Here is a 22,814-nt window from a genome sequence, read left to right on the forward strand (position 1 = left end):
GCACGGAATAATACCGCGCCCGACAGCTGGGCGCGGTTTGTTCAGTGGTTGTTAAAGCGTAGATTGCAAATAACGCTCCAACAGGCCGGGCAGCCAGTCCTCCAGTTTGGAAAAGGAGAATCCGGCCGCCTCGGCCCGGTCGGTGCGCAGGCTGAAGCTCTCGCAGCCGTTGTAGGGCCCCTCTTCCCCGCCCGGGGAGAGAAGGACGGATTTGCCCGTATGTTCCTCCACAAAGCGGAAAATTTTCCGAAGGGAAACAGTGCCCTGGGCCGCCGCGTTGAAGGGGCCCGTTTCCCTGCGGGAACCCAGATGGCAGAGGAAGCGTCCGGCTTCCTCGGAACTGATGAAGCTGAGCCGGGCGTCAAGGTTGTCCACCTGCATGGGCAGCCCCTTCCGGATATGCTCCACATAGAACAGGAGGCGGCGGGTATAGTCATCCGGGCCGATCACATAGGGGAATCTTACAGCGACGGCGTTCTGACCGGGATCAGCCTGAAACAGGGCGCATTCCGCCTGCCTTTTCCCCTCCCCGTAGTCGAAATCCGTCCTGTCGCACCAAACCAGTTCCTTTTGAAAGGGGTCAAATTCCTCTTCCGGGGTGTCCGGCCGGTCGGGATAAACGGAAGCGGAGGACACCTGGACGAGCCGCTCTGCGGAAACAGAGTCCAGCAGATTTTTCACATCGTTGGAACAGTAGGCCACGTCGTCAAAGACCACGTCGTACCGCGCTCCTTGCAGGGCTGCCTTCATGGCGTCAGGGTCGGTGCGGTCTACCCGGATACGGTTGACCCGGCTGCCGAAGGGGTCGGGCGTCAGGCCCCGGGTGGCAAGCGTCACCCCAGCCCCCTGCTCCAGAAGGCTTTTCACCAGATGTATGCCGAAAAAGCGCGTACCTCCCAGCACTAACACCTGTTTCATAGGACGGTCATCTCCTTTGTTCGGGCGGATCAGACGCTGCTGACCCGCCCGTTTTTCGCATCCAGGCAGACCACGGTGCCCGCCTTCAGGATATGGGTGGCGTTTGCCGCACCGGTGATGACCGGTTTGTCCATGGCCAGGCCGGAGATGGCGGCGTGGGTGTTGGTGCCCTTCTGCTCGGTGATAATGCCGGAGCACCTGCGCAGGCAGTCAATCATGGAATTGTCGGTTTCCGGCACCACCAGGATATCCCCGTCATGGAAGGATTTTTCTATGTCTTCCGGCTTTCTGCAGACACAAAGCCTTGCGGATACGGTCTTGTCGGTGACGCCGTCCCCCATCAGCAGTACGTGGCCCACCACGTGCACCTTCATCATGTTGGTGGTGCCGGAGACGCCCAGCGGCATGCCGGCGGTGATGACCACCAAATCCCCGCTGGCTACCAGGCCGGCCTTTTCGGCAGCGTCAACCGCATGGTCGAACAGGGCGTCGGTATCGGTCTCCTCGTCGATGAGCAGCGGGGAGACGCCCCAGGAGAGATTGAGCTGACGGTAAACGTGGTCGTCCGTAGTACAGCCCACAATGGGATAGAGAGGGCGGAATTTGGAGAGCTGGCGCGCCGTCATCCCGGATTTCGTCACAGTGATAATGGCCTTTGCGCCCAGGTCATGGGCCGTGGTGCAGGTGGCGTGAGAGATGGCGTTGGTCACGTCGAAAGCGATATCGCTGTTGTCGCGGGAATTGAAACGCTTGATATAGTTGATGTTCTGTTCTGCCTTTTCCGCAATGCGCACCATGGTTTCCAGCGCTTCCACAGGATAACTGCCCGCGGCGGTTTCCCCGGAGAGCATGATGCAGCTGGTCCCGTCATAGATGGCGTTGGCAACGTCGGTGGCCTCCGCCCTGGTGGGACGGGGGTTTTTCATCATGGAATCCAGCATCTGGGTGGCGGTGACCACCTGTTTGCCGGCTTTGTAGGATTTCTGAATCAGCTCCTTCTGCAGAATCGGTACATCCTCCAGAGGGATCTCTACACCCATATCGCCCCGGGCCACCATGATGCCGTCAGCCACACGGAGGATTTCGTCGATGTTTTCCACGCCCTCCATGTTTTCAATCTTGGCAATGATGTTCATGGAGTGGCAGTTGTATTCCTTAAAGATGCTGCGGATGGCCAGAATATCCTCCGCAGTCCGGGTAAAGGAGGCTGCTACATAGTCAAAGCCCGTCTGAATGCCGAAAATGATGTCGGCGCGGTCCTGTTCGCTGATAAAGGGCATGGAGAGCTTGGTGCCCGGCACGTTGATGCCCTTGTGGTTCGAAACCCTGCCTCCGTTGATCACCTGGCACACAATGTCGGTTTCAGTGACATGGATCGCTTCCAGTTCCAGCAGGCCGTCGTCGATCAGTACACTGGAGCCGGGCCTTAAATCTTTGGGAAGATCCTGATAGGTGATGGAAACGATGTTCTCGTCCCCTTCCACTTCCCGGGTGGTGAGGGTGAAGGTGTCTCCGGAGGAGAGCTCGATGGATCCGTTTCGAAAGGTCTTCACCCGGATTTCCGGGCCCTTGGTGTCCAGAATGGTAGCTACGGGCAGGCCCAGTTCTTCGCGCATCCTGCAGACTGTGTCAAATTTTTTAGCCGCGTCTTCATGGGTGCAGTGGGAAAAGTTAAATCGTGCCGCGTTCATGCCGCCCAGCATCAGCCGGCGGAGAATATTTTCGTCCTCGGTAGCGGGACCCAAGGTACAGATGATCTTGGTTTTTCTCAGCATGGAAATCCGTCCTTTCAGCAATGTACTTTTCATGGCTCTATCATACCACAAAGACGGATTGCGGTCATCGCTTTTTTGAGAATAGAAAAAATTTAACAAAGGAGTTTTATCTCGGGCAGGTGTCTCCCTAAATGAAAAATCCGGCAAACAAGGCTGCACTTGCTGTGCTTGTCCGATCCCTTCGTTCCCCCTGCATCCTTTCCTGATCCTGGAAATTCAGCAGAAACGATTTTCCATAATCGAACCGCCCAGCCTGGGTAAAATAGAGATATCTCAAAAAAACGGAGGTATCCCTATGAAAAATCACATCATCAACAGTAGCCGTATCCAGGAGTACGCCCGGCAGCTCCAGGCAGAGGAACGCGCATCTGGCACCGTCGAAAAGTACCTGCGGGACGTGGGGGCCTTTGCTGCCTTTGCGGAAGGACAACCGGTGGACAAAGCCCTGGTGGCCGCGTGGAAGGAACAGCTTGTCTCCCAGGGCTATGCGCCTAGGACCGTTAACTCCATGCTGGCGGCGGTACACGGTTTCCTGGCGTTTCTGGGTTTTACAGGCTGCAAGGTGAAGTACCTGAAGATTCAGAGGCGAGTGTTCCGGGAGACAGGCCGGGAGCTGGATAAAGGCGATTACGAAAAGCTGGTAGCTATGGCAGAAAGCAGGGGACGGCACCGGCTGGCCCTGCTCATGGAGACCATCTGCGCCACGGGCATCCGGGTATCGGAGGTGCAGTATATCACGGTGGAGGCTGCCCGCAGGGGCGAGGCAGAAATACGCTTGAAGGGGAAAATCCGCAATATCATCCTGCCGAAAAAGCTCTGCCGGAAGCTGCTGAACTATGCCGGAAAACAAAAAACCGCCTCCGGCGAGATTTTTCTCACCAAAAGCGGAAAAGGACTTTCCAGACGGCAGATCTGGGCGGAGATGAAAAGCTTGTGCAGACACGCAGGCGTGGACGCCGCAAAGGTGTTTCCCCACAACCTGAGGCACCTCTTTGCCCGGGTGTTCTACAAATCCTGCAGGGACATTGTAAGGCTGGCGGACGTGCTGGGGCACTCATCCATAGAAACCACCCGCATCTACCTTGTCACCACCGTGGCAGAGTACACCCGGCAGATGGAGCGGTTGGGGCTGGTGTGTTAAACAAAATCGTTATTTCGTGGACAGACACTAGGTCTGCCTCGAGCTTTTCATTGTCATTATAATGTGATGAGCCAAAAAAAACAAGAATTTTGCATGAAAACAAGACCGTTCAAGAATTTTTTCGGAAACGGTCTATTTCTTGCGTCCTTTTTAAAAAAACGTCATTTCATTTGCTCTGCCTATGTAATACTTGTCACATACTTCTTGACAAAATAACGATTTTGTCTTTTGGAAGAAATGGAGGAAAGAAGATGAGAAAAAAACTGTTGGCCCTGCTGTTGACACTATGCATGGTCTTGTCCCTCCTGCCGGTAACCGCAATGGCAGTGGAGGGAAACGTGTCGCAAGAGACCGGATACGGGAATGCCGCTCTTCCCGCCGCACCGGCCGTGACTGGCGATGTGATTACGGTGACCCCCGAAAACGCACAGTACACCCTGGATGGAGCTTATGGCTCTATTGATGGGAAAACGATCTGTTTCAGCGGCGGCGACTATACCGATGTGCTGGTACTGGCTCGTCCTACCAAGTTTGTGGGCAGCAACACAGAATATTACAACGGCGAGTGGACCTCAGAGAAAGGCTGGGAACCAGTTAAACCGAATATTGACTGGGAGCAACTCACGAGCACAATTTGTTACTATAACCGCAAAGTGGAAAACGTGACCTTTACCGCAGAGGAAGGGGTTGTTCTGCCTGGATTTTCTTACAGCTCCGGTCATGTGTATGGACAGAATGGCGCTCCCGCCTATGACCATGTGCGGGATATGGAGATCGTCGATACGAACAGGAGCTACCACGCTTACTCCAGCCTGAAGAACATCACCTTCCAGGGTCTGACAATCAGCGGGCAGGTGTTCCTCCAGAATTATTCCGGGAATCAATCCATGGAGGCTGTGGTTTCTGGTATTACCTTTGATGGCTGCACATTTACTGGCGATGCAAGTAAAATGGACACAGCTACATTTGCTGCCGTAAAAACGGGGGCGGACAGCAGGTATTTCACGAACATCACGGTCAAGAACTGCTCCATTAAGAATTATTATCAGGGCGTCTATATTCAGGGCGTGGACGGCTTGACAGTGGAGAACTGCGTGATCGAAAATACCAGGCACAACTCCATCGCGGTTCAAAGTTCCACCAGCAACCCCGTTAAGGGCGCCGTCCTGATTCAAGAGAATGTGCTCAAAAACGCGCAAGATCGAGCCATCCGTTTTGGGGATATGGGCAGTGATGTGACATCCATTCTCATCAACAACAACGTTATGGTAGGCTCTGGCGATACTGCAGGGGAACTCATCAAGGCTGGAACATTGCCTCCTGGTGCGATCTCTCTGGAAAACAATTATTGGGATGGAAAAGAGCTTTCCACTGCGGTACAAACATTTTCAGTACCCAAGAGTACTGGTATCATCAGCGGTACTTTCTTCATTGAATTAGACCCGGCGTGGTGCGCCGAAGGGTACACCGTGGTGCGTGATGGAGATGGAAACTACACTGTTGTCAATCTGAGTGCGGACAATGCCGCCGCCAGGATCAATGAGAAGTATTACGCCACCCTGGCCGCCGCCACCGCCGCCGCAAAGGACGGCGAGACGGTAACGCTGCTGGAGACGACCACGGATAACCCGGCAATTGTCGTGAACAACGGCAGGAAGATCACTCTGGATCTGGCAGGGCATGAAATAGGCTTTGCAGAAAACAGCTATTTTATAGTCGAGAATGGCGCATTGAATGTGACAGGCTCCGGCAAAATATATGAGCAGGTGCCCTATACCGCTGTCATCACGATGGTTGGCTCTAATGAAACCAGTGCCAGCGAGTATTCCGTGTTGACTGTGGGAGAGAATGTTGTTCTTGAGGGCTACAGCGGGGTTCTGCTGGATAAGAACGGGAATAATACGTCCTATGGTACCGTTGTCACGATAAACGGGACCATCCACGGGAAAAAGGACGCTGGTGGATACGGCTCCCCCAGTATCAGTGTGAACGGGACTATCAACGCGACTGAAGGCAATGTTCCAAAGATCACCATTGCCTCTACCGCTGAGATCACCAGTGAACGCGGTGACAGCCAGAACAATAACAAAGCCGCGTCTGCCGGGGTCTATGCGGCCGGTTATGCAGAATGGGAGATTGAGGACGGCGCAAAGCTCTCCGGCAATGATGTGCTGAGTATTAAATCCGGCAAGTTTACCATCAAGGGCGGTACCTTTACCGCTGACGGGCCTTTCATTGATCCGGCGGAGGCCTTCAATAACGGCACCGAATCCACCGGCGCGGCGATCAGCATCACCAACAACAATAGTTATGCGAGAAATGTGGAACTGACTGTTGAAGGCGGTACCTTTACCTCGTTGAACGGCTATGCTCTTTATGAGAGCGATACAGCGGCAAACCAAGGAAATGCGTTAAAAGTAGGCGGCACGTTCGAAGTCTTGGGCGGCGCTTTCTCAGGAAAAGCCGGCGCTGTAAGCTCGAAACACGGGGAGAAATTCATCTCCGGCGGACATTTCACGTTCAACCCCGGCGCGTATCTCGCCAAGGACAAGATGGTGGCCGCAAGTACGGAAAAAGGTTACACCTACATGGTAACAAACCAAGTGAAGGTGGGCGAAACAGAAGTAGCGCCTGCGCCGGACGCCGCGCCTGCCGTGGATGTAACTAAGATTCCAGAAGGCTCTCAAATTGATGTCCAAACAGCAATAGAGAACGCCACCTCTTCCGGCCTTGACGCCGCTGCGGGCAGCGTTGCCTCTGACAGCAACGCTGTGACAAAGGAAATGGCAGAAACAGCACTCACAAAAGCAAAAGAGGAACTCCAGGTTACGGGAACTGAAGGTAGTGGCCCCGCCGCCGCAGACATCAAGCTGGTGGTGCAGCCCTACATGGAGATTAAGGCTGAGAGCTATAGCGCGACAGAGGCGGAAAAGACCCTGCAAGTGGAAATCACCCCCAAGTACAACCTTCTTGTGGTGAAGGCCGAAACCTCTGTTGATGCACCGCTTATCACAAATCCCGGTACAGGTGAGACAAAGAACGCGGCTGTCGTGGAAGAAGAAAAAGATCTCCCGGTGGACAGGAACACCCGGGTGACCATCAGCTTCCAACTCCCCAAGGGCTTTATCAGCGGGACAGATGCAGCCAACTTGTACGTCGTCCATACAAAGAAGGACGGTACAACCGAAACCTACAAGCCCACTGTAACAGAGGCTGAGCAAGAATCTGCTACGGGGACAACCGAAAAGATTTACATCGCCACCTTCACCACCAACGGCTTCAGCCCCTTCCTGTTCAAGGTGGACGAGCGCACCGCCAGCGTCCAGTTTACCGATAAGGACGGAGGAGCATTGGACAGCGCTGTAACTTACACTCCGGCGGACGTGGGCAAGGCCCTGCCGGAGGCGGAAGCGCCCTCCGGCCAGAAGTTCAGAGGTTGGAAATTTACAGCACTGGGCGATACCGTCTATCAAACCCTTACGGAAGCCCTGCTCTCTGAGCTGAACGCATTGCGGCTGAGCGGCACCTCAATCACCGCCACCCCCGTGTTCTATACGCCCTCCAGCGGCGGCGGTTCCATGGCTTATGACGTCATCGTGCCGGCTGACCCTGAAAACGGAATCATCACCGTTTCCGATACCTCCGCCAGCCCCGGCAGCACGGTCACCATCACTGTGAAGCCCGACGAAGGCTATGCGCTGTCCGGGCTTACCGTCACCGCCCAGGACGGCAGCGAGCTCAGCCTTTCGGACCTGGGCAACGGCCGGTACGCCTTCACCATGCCCGAATCCCCCGTCGCCATTGGGGTATCCTTTGGTAAAGCCGGAGAACTGCCCTTTGCCGACGTGGCGGCAAACGCCTGGTATCACGAGGCGGTGCAATATGTTTATGAAAACGGCATGATGCTGGGCACAGGCGAGACAAGCTTTTCCCCGGAGACGAAGCTGACCCGGGGGATGGCTGTGACAATCCTCCACCGTCTGGAAAAGGAACCGGCTGCCGCCCCCAATCCCTTTACCGACGTGGCGGACAGCGCTTATTATAATGAAGCCATTGCCTGGGGCGCGGAAAACGGGATTGTCAACGGCTTCGGCAACAACATTTTCCGGCCCGACAGCTCCATCACCAGGGAAGAGTTTGCGGCCATCCTCTGCCGGTATGCCCAGTACAAGGGCATGGAAGATTCCGGAAGCGGCGACCTTTCCGCCTTTACCGACGGGGACAAAGTCGGCTCCTGGGCGGTAGAGTACATGCGCTGGGCTGTGGGGAACCGTGTGATCAACGGAAACGGAGACGGCACCCTTCGCCCCGCCGGCACCGCCACACGGGCAGAGGCCGCACAGATGCTTAAGAACATGCTGGCAAAATAAACAAAGTAAATTTTTACAGAACAGGGACGCAGACGACTTGACCGTCTGCGTCCCTGCATTTATTGAGAAAAGCGCCGCGACCAACGCGCCCGGTTTCCGGCGGATGGATGCGGCGTCCCCTCGTTATCCCAGCAGGCGGTAGATGTCCCCTTTCTTCAAGCCCGACACCTTCGCCGCTTCCCTGGCGGCCTCGCTGGCTGAGACGCCGTCCTGCAGGAAATCCCTGGCCAGCTCTGCGGCTTCCTCCAGAGTGTATTCCTCCCGGGTTTCCTTCGGTTTGGCGCCTTCCACCACCAGCACGAATTCCCCCTTGGGTTCATGCTGCCGGTAATGGGCGGCGGCCTCCCGCAGGGTGGTGCGCCAGACCTCCTCGTGGATTTTGGTCAGCTCGCGCACCACTGCGAGCCTTCGTTCGCCGCCGAAGACGCTTTCAAAATCATTCAGGGTTCTGCGCAGCTTATGGGGGGCTTCGTAAAAGACCATGGTGCGGGTTTCCTGGGATACGGAGAGAAGATGTTCCCGGCGGCTTCGCTTGTTCATGCTGAGAAAGCCTTCAAAGGTGAACCGGCCGGTGGGCAGGCCGCTTACCGCCAGCGCAGAGATCACCGCCGTGGGGCCTGGAACCACGTAAACCGGAATATTTTCCGCTGCGCAGGATGCCACCAGCGCCTCGCCCGGATCGGAGATGGCGGGCATGCCCGCGTCCGACACCAGCGCGCATGTTTCCCCGGCCCGCAGGCGGCCAAGGATCAGCTCCCCCCGCTCCTCCTTATTGTGCTCAAAATAGCTCACCATGGATTTCTTGATGCCAAAGCGGCTGAGGAGCTTTAAAGTGACTCTGGTGTCCTCCGCCGCAATAAAGTCGGCCTCCTCCAGGGTTTCCCGTGCCCGGGGGGAAAAGTCCCCCAGATTGCCGATGGGCGTTCCCACCACATAGAGGGCGCCTTTTTCCAACACGTGTATCCTTCCTTTCGGGGAGCTTTGATCAGGAGCGGTTCTTCCAGCCCGCATTCGCCCTGTAATCTCCATATATTTTTTCCAGCGCTTCGGAATATCCCCCGCCGTCCTGTTCCAGCAGCAGCACCGGCTCTACGGCAAGCCCGGTTTTGCCGCCGCTGCGGCATTCCAGCAGGAACAGAGAGGGGGGCCTATCCTTCCTCTGCTGCACCAGCCGCAGCCGCTTGGGTTCCAGCCCGAAGCTCCGAAACAGGGACAGGGCCTCCGCCAGCCGCTCCGGGCGCAGGCAGAGGCAGAGCCTGCCGCCGAAGCGCAGGGCGAATCGGGCGGTACCGGCAAGCTGTTCCAAAGAAAAGCGAAGCTCGTGGCGCGCCGTACTCCTGCTTTCCTCTGCGCCCTGGGGGCCTGTGCCCGCCGCCTGATAGGGGGGATTGCATGCCACCAGGTCCAGGGACTGGTTCCGGAAGAGGGCCTTCGGGTTTCCTGCATCCCCCAGAATCACTTCGATCCTGTCTGAAAAGCCGTTCGCCTCCACCGCGGTACGGGCAAGCCTCGCGGCCTCCTCCTGGATTTCCACAGCATAAATTTTTTGGGGCTGCGCCCTCTCCCGCCACAGCAGGGGAATGGCGCCGCAGCCAGTGCCCAGGTCGGCGCAGACTTCACCCCGTCTGGGGAGAGAGAAATCCGCCAGCAGCAGCGTGTCCGTCGTGAAGCTGTGTTCCCGGGTGACCAGCGCCCGGCAGGCGCTGGAAAGCGGCTCCCACCGTGCGCCGGGGATACCCGGAAAGCAGTTTTTGCCTGTCATGAAAGATGCTCCTTTCCCGAACCGGCAGGCAAGCCTCTGCCGGAAAGCCGCCCCCGGGCGGGGCAGCAAAACAAAAAGAAGAGCCTGGGAAAAAATTGTTCCCCAGGCTCCGCTTTTCTGATATTGTATCAGGCCCGAAAACCGATCAGCCCTCCTGAGGAGCTCCAACCGGGCAAGTTCCGGCGCAGGCGCCGCAGTCGATGCAGGTATCGGGGTCGATCACATATTTGCCGTCGCCCTCGGAAATGGCTCCGACGGGGCAGTCGCTGGCGCAAGCGCCGCAGGCAATGCAGTCATCATTGATTACATAAGGCATGGGGAACACCTCCTATTAATTTTACATGTTTATTCTATCACAAACTATCAAAAAAGCAATACTTTCTTTTCCTTATGGAAGTTTCTGCACCGTTCGGCCAGATATTGGAAAGCCTGCAGAACCGGGAGGAAGAGAGCTTTGGAAGGCTTCCTGCAAGATATTCCCCAGCATCCGGCTTCCTGTCCGGAGACAGCGCCGCCCCAGGAAAGTGATTACTCCTCCAGGCTGCGGTGGGGCTGCACGGCCATATAGGCCGGGCGGATGATCTTGCCGCCGCCTACCAGCTCCTCGATGCGGTGGGCGCTCCATCCGGCGATTCGGGAAATGGCGAAGATGGGGGTATAAAGCTCCATGGGCAGATCCAGCATGCTGTAAATAAAGCCGCTGTAGAAGTCCACATTGGCGGAAACGCCCTTGTAAATCTTCCGCTTTTCCGTGATGAGCTTTACCGCAAGGCGCTCCACATTGGAATAGAGCTGGAACTCCTCGGTGCGGCCCTTTTCTTTGGAAAGCCCCTCCACAAACCGGGCCATGATCTTGGCGCGGGGGTCGGAGATGGAGTAGACAGCATGGCCGATGCCGTAAATGAGGCCGGCCTTGTCAAAGGCCTCCTTGCTCAGGAGCTTCTGCAGATAGGCGGTGATCTCCCCGTCGTCGTTCCAATCCTTCACCTCGCGCTTGATCTCCTCGAACATGCGCACCACCTTGATGTTGGCGCCGCCGTGCTTGGGTCCCTTCAAAGAGCCCAGGGCCGCCGCAATGGCAGAGTATGTATCGGTGCCGGAGGAGGTGACCACGTGGGTGGTAAAAGTGGAGTTGTTGCCGCCGCCGTGATCCGCGTGAAGCATCAGGGCGATGTCCAAAACCTTGGCCTCCAATGCGGTATACTGGCAGTCTGGCCTGAGGATGCGGAGGATATTTTCCGCGGTGGAGAGCTTGGGATCCGGCTGGTGGATGAACAGGCTCTGGCCGTCGTGGTAATGGCGGTAGGCCTGGTATCCGTAAACAGAAAGCAGCGGGAACAGGGCGATGAGCTGGATGCACTGGCGCAGAACGTTGGGCACTGAAATATCTTCCGCCGCTTCGTCATAAGAATAGAGGGTGAGCACGCTCCTCGCCAGGGTGTTCATCATGTCGCTGCTGGGCGCTTTCATAATGATATCCCGCACAAAGCTGGTGGGAAGAGTACGGTAGAAGGAAAGGAGTTCACAGAATTCCCTGAAGCTGCTCTCCTCAGGCAGGTCCCCGAATAACAGCAGGTAGGCGGTTCGTTCGAACCCGAAATTGTCGTCCTTGGGCTGGCGGCGGATCAGGTCTTCCACATTATAACCCCGGTAATAGAGCTCCCCCTCGCAGGGGACACTCTTTCCGTCCACCATTTTGCTGGAAACAATTTCGGAAATGTTCGTCAGTCCTGTCAGAACGCCTTTGCCGTTCAAATCGCGCAGGCCGCGCTTCACGTCGTACTTTTGATACAGTTCGGGGTCGATGGCGCTGCTCTTCAGGCTGAGCTCAGACAGCTGGAGCACCTCCGGTCTGATTTCCGAATAGATAGACATTCATAAAACTCCTTTCATCACATTTTTGTCCGGCTTCCCCGCCGGACTCCTACTTTTTTTAAATAATAAACTTCATTATACTAAAGTTTTAAATTGAAATCAAGTTTAAATTATGAATTTTTTTGGAAAGGAACTTCCCCATGCAGAAAAAATTGCTCCAATTTTCCAAAGCGTTTGCCATACTTCTCTCCGTCTTCGTCTGCGTCTGGTGCGCTGCCGTAAGGTTTCAGAGCTGGGCCAGAGAAGAGGGTACAGACGCGCTTTTGCTGGCCGCGGGAATGCGGGTGGAGGAAACCGAAAAAGCGGAGGGGAGGCCCCAGGCCCCGCCCTCCGCAAAGGAAACGGCCAGATCTCAGGTCGAGGCGGAGGAGACGGACCTGGGCCTGCCTGACGATGGGATTGTACCTTTCCACGGAGAGGAACTGCCCGGCGTCAGCGCCACCCCGGATCCAGGGCGCGCTTCCAACACCGTGGAGGAGATTCTGATTGACGGCGGGGAGCAGGTGGGCAACTTTTTTGTCAAGGATACCTCTGGTTCCGGCGTCAATTTGACGGAAGAGCTGAAACAGGACCCCGCTGTGTCTCTGAAGTCCAACGGGGAGGTGGAAGTGCTCATCTATCATACGCATACCTCGGAAGCTTATATGCCCCAGTTTACGGGTTTCTATTATACGGATATGGAAACCCGCACCCAGAATCAGGACAGAAGCGTGGTGGCGGTGGGTGAGGAGATCAAAAAGGCGCTGGAAGCGGAGGGAATTGGGGTGGTGCACGACACCACGGTGAACGACGCCCTGTACAACGGCTCCTACTCCCGCTCCTGGGAGGTGCTGCAGAACAATCTGGAGAAATATCCGGGAATACAGGTAACCATTGACGTGCACCGGGATTCTATGACCACGGAGGAAGGGGTCAAATACAAGCCCACCGCCGTGATAAACGGACGGAAAGCGGCGCAGATCATGTTTTTGGCAGGCAGCGACGCCAACGGGGATTGGGGGGATTTTCCCGATTGGCGCGACAACCTGCACCTGGCGCTGCGGGTACAGCAGACAGCATCGGAGCTCTATCCGGAGCTTGTGAGGCCTCTGGATTTTTCCGACAGCAAATATAATATGAACGCCACCAAGGGCTCTTTGCTGGTAGAGGTGGGCACCGAGGTGAATACGGCGTCGGAAGCCAGATATTCGGGGAAACTGGTGGGGGAAATTTTAGCAAAAACCCTGAAAAAACAGTGATTTGGAATTTGTCAAATTTTGAATGTGGGTTTAAGAAAGATGGATTGGGGGAAGGATAAAAGCAAAAGGACGGAAAGGACGGGACTGGATGAAACGGCAGAATCGTGGAGCATGGCGCGTCTTTTTTTTCTCCTTTGCAGCCGCGCTCTGTCTTTTTATCTTGGGAATCGGATTTGTGCTGGTCGACTACCAGGGAAGGAAGCTGAGCTTCGGGGACGACCAGCCGCCCTTTCAGGTGGTGGAGCATCAGGACGGGACAGCGGACCTGAAAATTAAGCTCATGGGAAAAGAGACTGAACTGGATGTTACAGCTTTCGACAAAATGTTGAAATTTATTTGTGAATTCGGTTGCCTTCCCCATAGCTAGACGCTATAATGTCTTTGGATACCATATAAAGGGGGAGTCGCCGCGTGAAAACCCAATATTTCCGCTGTTGGGTGCTGCTGCTTGCCGCCGCGTTCCTGGTGCTTTGGTGCGCCAGCGTCGGCGTGACCTATTCGGCTTCTGATACTGTCCTGCAGGAGCAGGCCGCGGCAGAGGCCGCTGCAGCCCCGGTGCGGGACGAGCTTGGTATCCGGATGATTGGTATTTTGGGCTGGTGCCTGGTCGGGCTTGGCTTTTTGGGGGTGGCCCTCACCGTGGTTTTAAGCGGAAAACCCCGCCGTAAGCGCCGTGCGGCCCATACCTCCGGCGTGGTGAAGCGGTCTGCCCGCTATTCCTGTTCCCATTATCCCGGTACGGCTTACCGGAACCGTGTGGAACGCAGGTATTAAATTCGTGAAGATCCTGAAGCTGAAGGGCGCGGCTCCTGCCGCGCCCTTCAGCTTTGTTTCAGGTGAAGTGGCGTCTGTCTTTCCAAAAGAGGGAAAGGGCCGGTTCTGCCGTTTCCCATGAAAGAGAGCGGTTTTTTAATCAGCGGACAGTGTTTTCCGCTGCGGAGAAAACACGGGAAACCTGCCGGAACCAGAAGGAAAATAAAAATTATTTAAAGTTTGACAGAGCACGCCATATCTAGTAGTCTTGTGAGGAAATGGCCCTATTTTCAAATAATATTTACATATAAATTCTAAAAAAGAAAAAAAACGCGGACAAAATAGGTTACAATCCTTTAAGAAATTTATGTCAAGTACAGAAGGCTCTATGGCTTCACTTTCTTAATTTTCGAGGAGGAAAAAGCTCTATGAGAAACAGTATATGGAAAAAACGTTTAGCATCGGCTGCGATGGCGGCCTGTATGCTGATTGCAATGCCGGGCGGCGCGATTGCGAAAACCGTGGACGAGCTCAAGGCGGAGCAGCAGCAGCTGGAGCAGGAAAACCAGGAGCTGCAGTCCAAGCTGGAAGACCTGAAAGAGGACGAGGCCCAGAAGGAAGCGTATCAGGAAACGCTCAGCGAGAAGATTGATGTGGTGAAAACCCAGATTGACACCACCCGGAAGAACATAGAAGAGCTGGACGCCAGCATCACGGAGCTGACCCAGCAGATTCAGGATTCTCAAAAGGAAATCGAGAATACCTTGGAGCTGTTCAAGCAGAGGCTGAAGGCCTTGTATACGGCGGGCAATGTGGGTACGCTGGAAATCCTGCTGGATTCCACCAGCTTTACGGATTTTAACATGCGTTCCCAGGCCATTCAGAGCATGAGCGAGAAGGATCAGAAGCTCATGGACGAGCTTACCGATTTTATGGAAAAGACCCAGGATAAGCGTGAGGAATGCGAGGCCAAGAAGAAGGAAGTGGCCGAGGAAAAGAAAACCCTGGAAAGCAAGCAGGAAGAGCTGGCCGGACTCTATGACGAGAACGCGGCCGCCCTGGCGGAAAACCAGAACACCCAGAGTGAAATGGAGGCCACCATCGCCCAGAACGAGGAACAGGGCGCTGCGAAGATAGCAGAGATTGAGCAGCTGATCGCGGCGCAGAAAGCCGCGGAGGAAGAGGCCCTGCGCCAGCAGCAGGCGGCGCAGCAGAACGGCAGCTCCGGGGACGGCGGCTCCAGCGGCACCATCGGCGACGGCGAGTTCGACTATCCCACCGGGGGCGGCGGGGTGGACGGCTTCAATCCCATTTGGCCCCTGCCCGGCGTGAGCTATGTCTCCTGTTATTACGGAGGCTACGCGGGCCACCGGGGTATGGACATCGCGGGTCCCTACGGGACCCCAATTGTGGCGGCGGAGTCCGGCACGGTCATCGAGGCCAACAACTATGACAGCTGGGGAGATTCCTGGGGCTATTATGTGCTCATCTATCACAACGGCACCTATACCACCCGGTATGCCCATATGAGCTCCATGGTGGTATCCACGGGGCAGGCGGTGCAGCAGGGCCAGCTGATCGGCTATGAGGGAGATACCGGCAATGTGACCGGCCCCCACCTGCACTTCGAGGTGTATGAGAACGGCAGCCGCGTTGACCCCATGAACTTCCTTTAAAACAGCATAAAGTTTCCCCCGGCGGCCTGCTGGGGGATTTTTTTCAATTCAGGCACGGCAGGGAATCCGGCAGGCGCCGCGTCAGAGCAGGTTTTCCCTTGCAAACAGCTTTTCCGAGGTATCCCGGATAACAGCCGCGGAGGCGCGGAAGAGGGAAAGTTCTTCCGCTGTCAGGCCCAGCTCCAGCACGTCGGCCACGCCGGTCCGGTTCAAAATGGCGGGTACGCCGCAAAAGACATTATTCTCCCCGTACTCCCCTTCCAACAAAGTGGATACGGGGAGAATTCTGTTTTCATCCTGCAGCACCGCCTTGAGAATGCCAGTGGCGGCTGCGGCAATCCCATAGCAGGTGGCTCCCTTGCGGTTAAGAATCTCGAACCCCCTGCGGGCAGTTTTTTCGGCGAGTCCCTGCAGTTCCCCGCCGCCGGCCAGCAGACCCGCAATAGGCTTGCCGGAGACGGTGACACAGGACCAGGGAATCATCTGGGAATCCCCATGTTCTCCCATGGCCAGCGCATGGACGCTGCGGGGATCCACCCGGAGGATGCCGCCCAGAAGGTTTTGAAGCCGGGAGGAATCCAGCGCGGTGCCGGAACCGATCACCCGGGTTTTCGGAAAACCGGAAAGGCGGAGCACATAATGGGAGATCACATCCACCGGGTTGGAGACGATCAGGAAGATCCCGTCAAAGCCGCTCTTTCGGATGGGCTCCACGATGGCCCGGGCCACCGCCACGGAGGCGTCCAGCGTGTCAAGCCGGGTCTGCCCGGGCCGGGGAGGCGGCCCGGCGGCGATCAATACGACGTCGGCATCCCCACAATCCTCGTAGTTTCCAACCCGGACGCGGGTATTCCTGCCGAGATAACCAATGCAGTCCTTTAAATCCATGGCTTCTCCCAGCGCCTTTTCCCGGTTGCTGTCCAGCAGCAGAAGCTCGTCGCACAGGCCTTGTACCAGCAGGCTGAAGGCGATGGAGGAACCGACCAGCCCGCAGCCGGCTACTGCAACCTTACTTTTGTGAATTGTCATCTTGCCACATCCCTTTCAGAGTATGTAGGAAAGAAGTTATTGGGTGTCATCATCACCGGTTTTCGCGGGAAAATGTGTATGCCGGAGCGGCATACGCGACGGTTTATGCTCCAAACGCGGCCTTTATCAACCAATTCACCGCGGTGAGCGGCGCCGGTTGGATATCTGACACGCGGGGAGATAGACGGCGCGTCAAAGATTCAACCGGCTGTGAGAGCGTTGCGCCGTAATGGCGCTGCAATACCGGAAAAGTGTAATGGAGAATGCCCGTGCGGAGCTGGGCAAACAGGCTGTGGCAGTCCAACCCGGCTGAAAAGCCGTTCTGCCGGTTTCTGAAATGGGCAGAATTCCCAAAAAAGGAAGGGCCCGGGCGGAGAGGGCGTCCACCTGGGTCCTTCCTTTTTTAGTTTTGCCGTCCTGGCCCGCAGTATTCCTGGTACAGCCGGCGAAAAATGACGAGATGTTTTTCCTCGTCGAGGAGAATTCTTTTTAACAGTTCGCAGATATTCGGGTCGGGCAGCTGTTCCGCCTGGCGGCGGTACTGGGCGATGGTCTGCGATTCTCCTGCCGCGGCCGCATTCAGCAGCGCGGGCAGGTCCTTCCGGTAAGAGCAGCAGGAGGCGTTCCAATAGGAGGCCCCGCCGGCATTGCTCCAGAGCCGGGGGTCTGCCCCCAGAAGCTGAGCAGCCTGGCAGAACAGTTCCAAATGGCGCATTTCCACGATCATGATATGATGAAAATATTCAGCAATCTTGGGCCAGCGCTCCCGGGTGAGAACGCTGTCGTACAGATACAGGGCAATGGCCGTCATTTCCGAATGGCAGCTTCCGATATTCTCCAGCATAGCCTGCACGCACACGGGGCTGGGCCCCTGAATCCGCAGGGCCGGATACGGCGCCGCGTCTGAAACCGGCAGTTTGAGTTCCACTTGTGTTCCCCCATCCCGTTTATGGTCTGTTTCACAGTATGCGGGAGGCGGACTGCTTATGACTGATTTCTCTCCCGGGAAAGGCCCTCGAAAAGAGAAGCGGCCGGAAAATAAGTAGAGGGGCAGTGACCTGCCCCCCTGCGTTCCCAATAAATTATGCCTCTGTCAGCGTTTTGACCAGGTCGGCAATGAGGGCGTCCCGGTGGATGCTGTTGACGTACCGGATGGGGTGACGGCTGCTGCTGAAGGCGTAATAACCGTCATATTCGGGGATGGGGCTGGGCTTGAGACAATCGTTCATAAAGTCTCCGTCCGCCAGCCAGCCTACGGTGGTCACATCCCAGATCACCCGGGTCCAATTGTTCTTATAGCGGCTCTCCCGCTCTCCCTCCGAGCAGCTGTAACTGCACAGGTAATCGCACAGCTCATTTTTTCCCTGGAACCATTTTTCCAGCTCCGGCCCGCTCACCGTGAAGGTGGAGACCACGCCCATACAGGGCAGCTGTACCACGGCGGCCCCGCAGCCGAAGAGCACCCGTGCCGCGGCCACGTCCTGGATGAGGTTAAACTCGATGCAGTGCTCCCACTCGTGGGCGTTGCCGCCCAGCCAGACCACCACGATGCGGTCCCGGATTTCCGGGTTCAGCAGCAGGGCGGAGGCCACGTTGGTGATAGCGCCGATGGCCACCACGTAAAGGGGCTTTTCCGGGGTGTAGCCCATGGCCCGCTCCGCCAGGTCCTTTGCCGCGTCGGACTGTACGGGTTCCGTTTCGCTGGGCAGATACCGCACGGAGCCGCGGTATACCTTTTCACTCAGGTCGGAGCGGCCCATGAGTTTCAGCAGCTTCAAAATTTCCTGATAGCTTTTTTCCATGCCATCCTCTGGACCGGTGGATTTGTCGTTGAAAAAAGGGGCCGCATATAGGGCCTGCAGCTTCAGCTTGTCCGATTTCTTGACCAGATAGGAGATGGCGTACTGGTCGTCGATTTCATTGTAGGCATCGGTGTCGATGACCACGTCCACCGGGCCCTTGGGCTTTTCCAGACGCCGAACCAGGGCCGGCAGGTCGATGGGAGCGGAGAAAAGCTCCCGCAGCTGTTTTTTCTGTTCCATCACCAGGCTGATGGTGTCGTTGAGATGATCCATGACAATGTCCGTGCGCGCAGGCCTGCGCAGGCTCCCGATGGAGGGCTGCACCGTAACTGCGCGGCTTCCTTTCTTCTGTAATTCCTTTTATACGCCGGTTCGCGGCAGCGCAAGCGCCCCTGCCGCCTCCTCCGTCCTGTCTATAAGCATAGCGGAAACCTGGAAAAAGTCAAGCGGGAAAATGCGGGGAACAAAAGGAATGGAGAATGCATGCTTGGGAACCGCGGCTTGGTTTTCAAGGCAGGGGTTTTCCTATTGGGGCAGCAGGGCGATGGCCTGAGAGCCCATGGCCTTGTAGGCGGTTTCCACATCGTCTCTCGGATAGGCGGTGTTCTTTTCGGCCAAGGGGTCGTTGAGATAATAGCTGGTATCGTCCCAACCCACCAGCACGGCACAGTGCAGGGGCTCAATCCAGGTAAAGGGCTCGCCGGAGCTTTCCAGCAGCCAGGTATCCCCCTCAGAGGCGGGGGCCATATCAATGGTGACCCACACAAGGACGGGGGTACCGTCGGCAAGATACTGGCTGCAAAGGGTTTCCAGAGATTCCCCGGTGAGGTCCCTGGTCTCATACCTGCCCTGTGAGGCTTGCTCCAGGGCAGAGAGAATCACAGGGGCAAAGCAGCCCCAGCCGGATTCCGACCGGGGATCCCCGGGGAAAGCCTCGGAAGGGTCGCAGCCTGTCAGGACGCCGTCTTCACCCTGGTGAGGGGCGTCCCCCAGGGGAAGATACCGGTCCACAAACTCTCCTGGGGAGAGGTCTATTCCCAAATATTGCAGCGCCATTACGGCGGAAACGCTTTCACAGCCGGTGGGGAATTCCGGCAGCTGGCTGAGAAACGGCACATCGAGCACGGTCATGGCATCCGGTCCTCCCTTCCGGTTATCTTCCGGAGAATGGAGCAAGGCAGGCCGGCTGAGAAGAAATAGGGCTGCGCCCAACAAGAGCAGCGCGGCCGCAGGGAGCAGCAGCTTCCACTTCCCCCCGCACGCATGGCGCCTTGTCCGTTTGATTGCATAGGATGTCATAGAAATCCCTCCCTTTTCTCCAGTATCTCATGGAGAAGGGCAGAAAGTCCCCATCGAGTTGCAAAAGAAATGCAAAATCAGTCTGCCAGCTGCAGGCTGAACCCGGTAATGGCGTCCAGGTTTTCCTGGTAATACAGCACCAGGGAATCCACGCCGCCGCGCCGGTTTTGGGAAAAGGCGATGAGGGTTTCCCCTTCCCGGGAAAGCGTGGTGTAATCGGCATATTGGATCAACTCGGACATCACCTGATAAGCGTTCTCCTCCTCTGAAAATTCATAGCCGAAGTCGGAGTACAGATACAGCATCCCATCCACGTAGTTCAGGAGGATATTCGGCTTTTCCATGGGAACATCCTCCGGCGAGGATGCTTCGGTCTGGGAGAATTCCCGGTATTTTAGAAGGCTTCGGGCTTCCTCTACATAGGAGCGCAGCTTTTCGCTGGGATTCTCCACGGGGACGCTTTCTCCGAAGCCGTCCAGAGACTTCTGGTGGATATAGCAGATGTACCGGCTGTCCAGGGCCATGCTGACGGAGAAGTGGTCGGAAATTTTGGTTTCCGGCAGGTAGAGGAGCTCCGATTTGGGATCCACCAGAATCCGGTTTTCCCGGTCGATACGGGCCGGAGAATCCCCAGCCCTGTCCAGAAAATCGGCAAGCATTTTGCCCGCGGAGAAACAGGGCTCGGAGACAGCGTCCTGCTGCATGGCTTCTGTCAGAAGGAGGCAGGAGGAACGGTCAAACAAATTCCATGGGTACACCAGGACTTCGCTTCCGGAGCCGGAGAAAAAAGCATTTTGAATGCCCTCCTGCTTCACGCCGGAAAATACCTGGCCGGTATAATCCGGAAGAAACCGGCTGACGGCGCCGGAGCCGAAAAAACCAGCGGAAACGATGAGGAGGGCCAGCAGGAAGGGCAGTACATTTTTGATCAGCCTCATGTGCTTTCCCCTCCTTCCGGTTCTGCGGGCGGCGTCTCAGGAAAGGCCAGAAACACGGTGGTGCCCTGACCCGGAGCGCTTTTGATGCGCAGCTGCGCGCCGTGCATCTCTGCGATGCGGGCGCACAGCGCCAGACCCAGGCCCGCGCCGCCGTTTTTGCGGGAACGGGATTTGTCAGCCATATAGAAGGCCTCCGTAGCCCGCCGGACCGTCTTCTCATCCATTCCAATGCCCCAGTCCGACACGGAGAGGATTACCGTGCCCTCTCCCTTCACGCAGGAGAGGAGCACTTCCTCCCCTTCTTTGGAGGCCTTGGCAGCATTGTCCACCAGGTTGTAGAGCAGGGATTTCACCAGCTCCCGGTCAGCGGTCAGCTTTTCCCCCGAGGATTCCCACAGCAGGCGGATGCCCCGGCGGGCCAGCAGGGGAGCCATGGTCAAGCCCATCTCCCGAAATAGAAGGTCTACGTCCAGCTCGGCATAATCCGGCTTGGCGTGGTTGGCGACAGCCAGCTCCATCAGCTTGCCGGAAAGGGTCTGCAGGCGTTTGGCCTCTTCCACGACGACCCCGGAATACTCCCTGCGCTGCTTGTCGCTGACTGTACGCTTGATGCGCAGCAGGTCGGCAAAGCCCAGAATGGAGGTGAGGGGCGTTTTCATCTCGTGGGCCAGATTGTCGATAAACTGTTTGCGGCTGTCGGCGATCCCCTGGATGCGCTCCACGTTTTCCTCCACGGACCGGGCCATGGTATTGACGTTCTGAGAGAGCTCCCGGAATTCCCGGGAGCCGGATTCCTGCAGGCGCAGGCCATACTCCCCCCGGGCGATTTGGCCGATGCCCCGGTTTACCCTGCCCAGAGGGGAGAGCAGCCTGCGGATGACCAGGCTCAGCACCGCGGCCATCACCAGGGAAAAGAGCAGCAGGAAGCCCTGGGCGTACCGGGTTTCCTGCTCTCTGGCCCGGTAGATCCCTGTGAGCTCCCGTACGGTAAAAAGCTCATATTCCTCGCCTTCGATGGGCAGGAGGGAGGCGGTCACGATATGATACCGGTCCCCGTCTTTTTCAATGACGGTGCGGCACTCCTCCCCGTTAAGCGTTTTTTGCTCCATGCTTTCCAAAAGGCTTCCGGAGCGCAGTTCTATGGGGGTGTTGGCTGAGGCTATGCGGACGCCGTCCCTGTAAACCGCCATGCCGCCCTTGCCGCCCGCCTGGTCTGCGGCGGCCTGCACCAGAATGCTTTCCGCCTCGCCGTCCCCCAGGAAAGGCTGGCCGGAGCCGGCTTTTCGATAATTTAGCTTGCTGAAAATGCCGGCGGAAAAGAAGCTGTGCTCGGTCAGGGACCGGTCCGTTTCAGCAGATACCGTGCGGCTGAATTCCTGCTGGATCAGCAGCTGGGAGGTGCAGAAAACCGACAGCACCGCCAGGGCCAGCGTGCAGAGAAATACCTTGTGCCACAGCTTCATAGGGGTTTCCCTCCTTCCGGATCAACGGCTTTCCAGGCAGTAGCCCAGCTTGGGAATGGTGACCAGCTTTCCCTTCAAATTCAGCTTTCTGCGCACCTGCTGCACGTGGATGTCCACGGTACGGCTCTCCCCTTCAAATTCATATCCCCAGATTGCCGCCATCAGCCGTTCCCGGGTAATGGCGATATCCACGTTCTGCATGAAAAAGACCAGCACGTCAAATTCCTTGGGCGTCAGCGGTACCCGCTCTCCATTTTTTGTGACCACATGCTTCTGCAGGTCTACCAGAATGCCGTCATAGGCCAGCTGTTGACGGCCCGCGTTGGTTCTGCGCAGCACCACTTCGATGCGGGCCAGCAGTTCCACCGCCTCAAAGGGCTTGACGATGTAGTCCTCCGCCCCCAGCCGCAGCCCCTTCACCTTGTCTCCCACGTCCTGCAGGGCGGTCAGAAAGATGACGGGCGTACCCTTGTTTTTTATCTTCGTCAGAATTTCAAAGCCGTCCATGCCGGGCAGCATCACATCTAAAAGGATCAAGTCGTAGCTGCCCTCCAGGATGCGCCGCACCGCCTCACTGCCGTCGGCGCAGCCATCGCAGCGGTATCCCACCATGGAAAGCGTCGCCTCAATCATCCTGGCGATGTTTTCATCGTCCTCCACAATCAGAATCTCAGCCAATGCGTTCCCTCCCCTTCTGTTTCTATTTTACTATGTCAAACTACCTTTTGCAAAGAAGAAGGGAGTATCTGGCAAAATTTTGCATTTCTTTTGCTTT

The 22,814-nt window shown here is 56.7% G+C and carries 19 protein-coding genes; 6 read left to right on the forward strand and 13 right to left on the reverse strand.

Annotated elements, in window-relative coordinates; genetic code table 11:
- Positions 1-51: 51 nt before the first annotated feature.
- Positions 52-918, reverse strand: a complete 867-nt coding sequence (locus tag BN3911_RS00835; protein WP_066860046.1) for an NAD-dependent epimerase/dehydratase family protein — start codon at positions 916-918, stop codon at positions 52-54.
- Between the two features lie 29 nt (positions 919-947).
- Complete coding sequence (pyk, locus tag BN3911_RS00840) at positions 948-2,693, reverse strand: pyruvate kinase (RefSeq protein ID WP_066860049.1); 1,746 nt, start codon at positions 2,691-2,693, stop codon at positions 948-950.
- A gap of 295 nt (positions 2,694-2,988) precedes the next feature.
- Between pyk and BN3911_RS00845 the strand changes: the two genes are divergently transcribed.
- Together BN3911_RS00845 and BN3911_RS16895 are read left to right on the forward strand one after the other, a co-directional pair.
- A complete protein-coding gene (locus tag BN3911_RS00845; protein WP_066860052.1) occupies positions 2,989-3,834 on the forward strand; it encodes a tyrosine-type recombinase/integrase in 846 nt (281 codons plus the stop codon).
- 251 nt (positions 3,835-4,085) lie between these two features.
- Positions 4,086-8,204, forward strand: a complete 4,119-nt coding sequence (locus tag BN3911_RS16895; RefSeq protein ID WP_082941991.1) for an S-layer homology domain-containing protein — start codon at positions 4,086-4,088, stop codon at positions 8,202-8,204.
- Between the two features lie 123 nt (positions 8,205-8,327).
- On the opposite strand, the gene rsmI is transcribed toward BN3911_RS16895, so the two are convergent.
- The 4 genes from rsmI to BN3911_RS00870 form a co-directional block, all read right to left on the reverse strand.
- Entirely contained in the window at positions 8,328-9,161 is an 834-nt protein-coding gene (gene rsmI / locus BN3911_RS00855; RefSeq protein WP_242871049.1) for a 16S rRNA (cytidine(1402)-2'-O)-methyltransferase, read from the reverse strand.
- 28 nt (positions 9,162-9,189) lie between these two features.
- Positions 9,190-9,966, reverse strand: a complete 777-nt coding sequence (locus tag BN3911_RS00860) for a tRNA1(Val) (adenine(37)-N6)-methyltransferase (protein WP_066860055.1) — start codon at positions 9,964-9,966, stop codon at positions 9,190-9,192.
- Between the two features lie 145 nt (positions 9,967-10,111).
- On the reverse strand, positions 10,112-10,282 hold the full coding sequence (locus BN3911_RS00865) for a DUF362 domain-containing protein (protein ID WP_066860056.1): 171 nt from the start codon (positions 10,280-10,282) through the stop codon (positions 10,112-10,114).
- A 212-nt stretch (positions 10,283-10,494) separates the two neighbouring features.
- Positions 10,495-11,841 carry a citrate/2-methylcitrate synthase gene (locus BN3911_RS00870; RefSeq protein ID WP_066860059.1) on the reverse strand — a complete coding sequence of 449 codons (1,347 nt, stop codon included), beginning with the start codon at positions 11,839-11,841 and terminating at the stop codon, positions 10,495-10,497.
- A gap of 140 nt (positions 11,842-11,981) precedes the next feature.
- Here BN3911_RS00870 and spoIIP point away from each other — a divergent pair, with 140 nt between their 5' ends.
- The 4 genes from spoIIP (at position 11,982) to BN3911_RS00895 (ending at position 15,508) form a co-directional block, all read left to right on the forward strand.
- On the forward strand, positions 11,982-13,079 hold the full coding sequence (gene spoIIP, locus BN3911_RS00875; protein WP_066860061.1) for a stage II sporulation protein P: 1,098 nt from the start codon (positions 11,982-11,984) through the stop codon (positions 13,077-13,079).
- Between the two features lie 88 nt (positions 13,080-13,167).
- A complete protein-coding gene (locus BN3911_RS00880; RefSeq protein ID WP_066860063.1) occupies positions 13,168-13,446 on the forward strand; it encodes a hypothetical protein in 279 nt (92 codons plus the stop codon).
- Positions 13,447-13,490: 44 nt separating this feature from the next.
- Positions 13,491-13,853, forward strand: a complete 363-nt coding sequence (locus BN3911_RS00885) for a hypothetical protein (RefSeq protein WP_066860066.1) — start codon at positions 13,491-13,493, stop codon at positions 13,851-13,853.
- 407 nt (positions 13,854-14,260) lie between these two features.
- Complete coding sequence (locus BN3911_RS00895; protein ID WP_066860072.1) at positions 14,261-15,508, forward strand: murein hydrolase activator EnvC family protein; 1,248 nt, start codon at positions 14,261-14,263, stop codon at positions 15,506-15,508.
- A gap of 81 nt (positions 15,509-15,589) precedes the next feature.
- Here BN3911_RS00895 and BN3911_RS00900 read toward each other — a convergent pair whose 3' ends face one another.
- The 7 genes from BN3911_RS00900 to BN3911_RS00935 form a co-directional block, all read right to left on the reverse strand.
- Complete coding sequence (locus BN3911_RS00900; RefSeq protein ID WP_066860075.1) at positions 15,590-16,537, reverse strand: L-lactate dehydrogenase; 948 nt, start codon at positions 16,535-16,537, stop codon at positions 15,590-15,592.
- Positions 16,538-16,940: 403 nt separating this feature from the next.
- On the reverse strand, positions 16,941-17,465 hold the full coding sequence (locus tag BN3911_RS00910) for a ferritin family protein (RefSeq protein ID WP_066860081.1): 525 nt from the start codon (positions 17,463-17,465) through the stop codon (positions 16,941-16,943).
- 154 nt (positions 17,466-17,619) lie between these two features.
- Positions 17,620-18,663: a nucleoside hydrolase gene (locus BN3911_RS00915; RefSeq protein WP_242871050.1), complete on the reverse strand. Its 1,044-nt coding sequence runs from the start codon at positions 18,661-18,663 to the stop codon at positions 17,620-17,622.
- 201 nt (positions 18,664-18,864) lie between these two features.
- Positions 18,865-19,638 carry a C39 family peptidase gene (locus BN3911_RS00920; RefSeq protein ID WP_082941993.1) on the reverse strand — a complete coding sequence of 258 codons (774 nt, stop codon included), beginning with the start codon at positions 19,636-19,638 and terminating at the stop codon, positions 18,865-18,867.
- Between the two features lie 77 nt (positions 19,639-19,715).
- Positions 19,716-20,576 (reverse strand): hypothetical protein, encoded by an 861-nt coding sequence (locus BN3911_RS00925; protein WP_066860084.1) that lies wholly within the window; start codon positions 20,574-20,576, stop codon positions 19,716-19,718.
- Positions 20,573-22,039, reverse strand: a complete 1,467-nt coding sequence (locus BN3911_RS00930) for a sensor histidine kinase (protein ID WP_066860087.1) — start codon at positions 22,037-22,039, stop codon at positions 20,573-20,575. The genes BN3911_RS00925 and BN3911_RS00930 overlap by 4 nt, the downstream gene beginning before the upstream one ends.
- A 21-nt stretch (positions 22,040-22,060) precedes the next feature.
- A complete protein-coding gene (locus BN3911_RS00935) occupies positions 22,061-22,717 on the reverse strand; it encodes a response regulator transcription factor (protein ID WP_074039094.1) in 657 nt (218 codons plus the stop codon).
- Positions 22,718-22,814: the final 97 nt, after the last annotated feature.

It is taken from the genome of Neglectibacter timonensis, from assembly GCF_900048895.1.
Taxonomy (GTDB): Bacteria; Bacillota; Clostridia; order Oscillospirales; family Acutalibacteraceae; genus Acutalibacter; species Acutalibacter timonensis.

Bases quoted from the DNA above. Each gene is read 5' to 3' on its own strand.
- BN3911_RS00925 (WP_066860084.1), bottom strand. From the start codon at position 20,576: ATGAGGCTGATCAAAAATGTACTGCCCTTCCTGCTGGCCCTCCTCATC.
- BN3911_RS00835 (WP_066860046.1), bottom strand. From the start codon at position 918: ATGAAACAGGTGTTAGTGCTGGGAGGTACGCGCTTTTTCGGCATACAT.
- BN3911_RS00870 (WP_066860059.1), bottom strand. From the start codon at position 11,841: ATGTCTATCTATTCGGAAATCAGACCGGAGGTGCTCCAGCTGTCTGAG.
- BN3911_RS00860 (WP_066860055.1), bottom strand. From the start codon at position 9,966: ATGACAGGCAAAAACTGCTTTCCGGGTATCCCCGGCGCACGGTGGGAG.
- BN3911_RS00900 (WP_066860075.1), bottom strand. From the start codon at position 16,537: ATGACAATTCACAAAAGTAAGGTTGCAGTAGCCGGCTGCGGGCTGGTC.
- BN3911_RS00895 (WP_066860072.1), top strand. From the start codon at position 14,261: ATGAGAAACAGTATATGGAAAAAACGTTTAGCATCGGCTGCGATGGCG.
- BN3911_RS00880 (WP_066860063.1), top strand. From the start codon at position 13,168: ATGAAACGGCAGAATCGTGGAGCATGGCGCGTCTTTTTTTTCTCCTTT.
- BN3911_RS00865 (WP_066860056.1), bottom strand. From the start codon at position 10,282: ATGCCTTATGTAATCAATGATGACTGCATTGCCTGCGGCGCTTGCGCC.
- BN3911_RS00930 (WP_066860087.1), bottom strand. From the start codon at position 22,039: ATGAAGCTGTGGCACAAGGTATTTCTCTGCACGCTGGCCCTGGCGGTG.
- BN3911_RS16895 (WP_082941991.1), top strand. From the start codon at position 4,086: ATGAGAAAAAAACTGTTGGCCCTGCTGTTGACACTATGCATGGTCTTG.
- spoIIP (WP_066860061.1), top strand. From the start codon at position 11,982: ATGCAGAAAAAATTGCTCCAATTTTCCAAAGCGTTTGCCATACTTCTC.
- BN3911_RS00845 (WP_066860052.1), top strand. From the start codon at position 2,989: ATGAAAAATCACATCATCAACAGTAGCCGTATCCAGGAGTACGCCCGG.
- BN3911_RS00920 (WP_082941993.1), bottom strand. From the start codon at position 19,638: ATGACATCCTATGCAATCAAACGGACAAGGCGCCATGCGTGCGGGGGG.
- pyk (WP_066860049.1), bottom strand. From the start codon at position 2,693: ATGCTGAGAAAAACCAAGATCATCTGTACCTTGGGTCCCGCTACCGAG.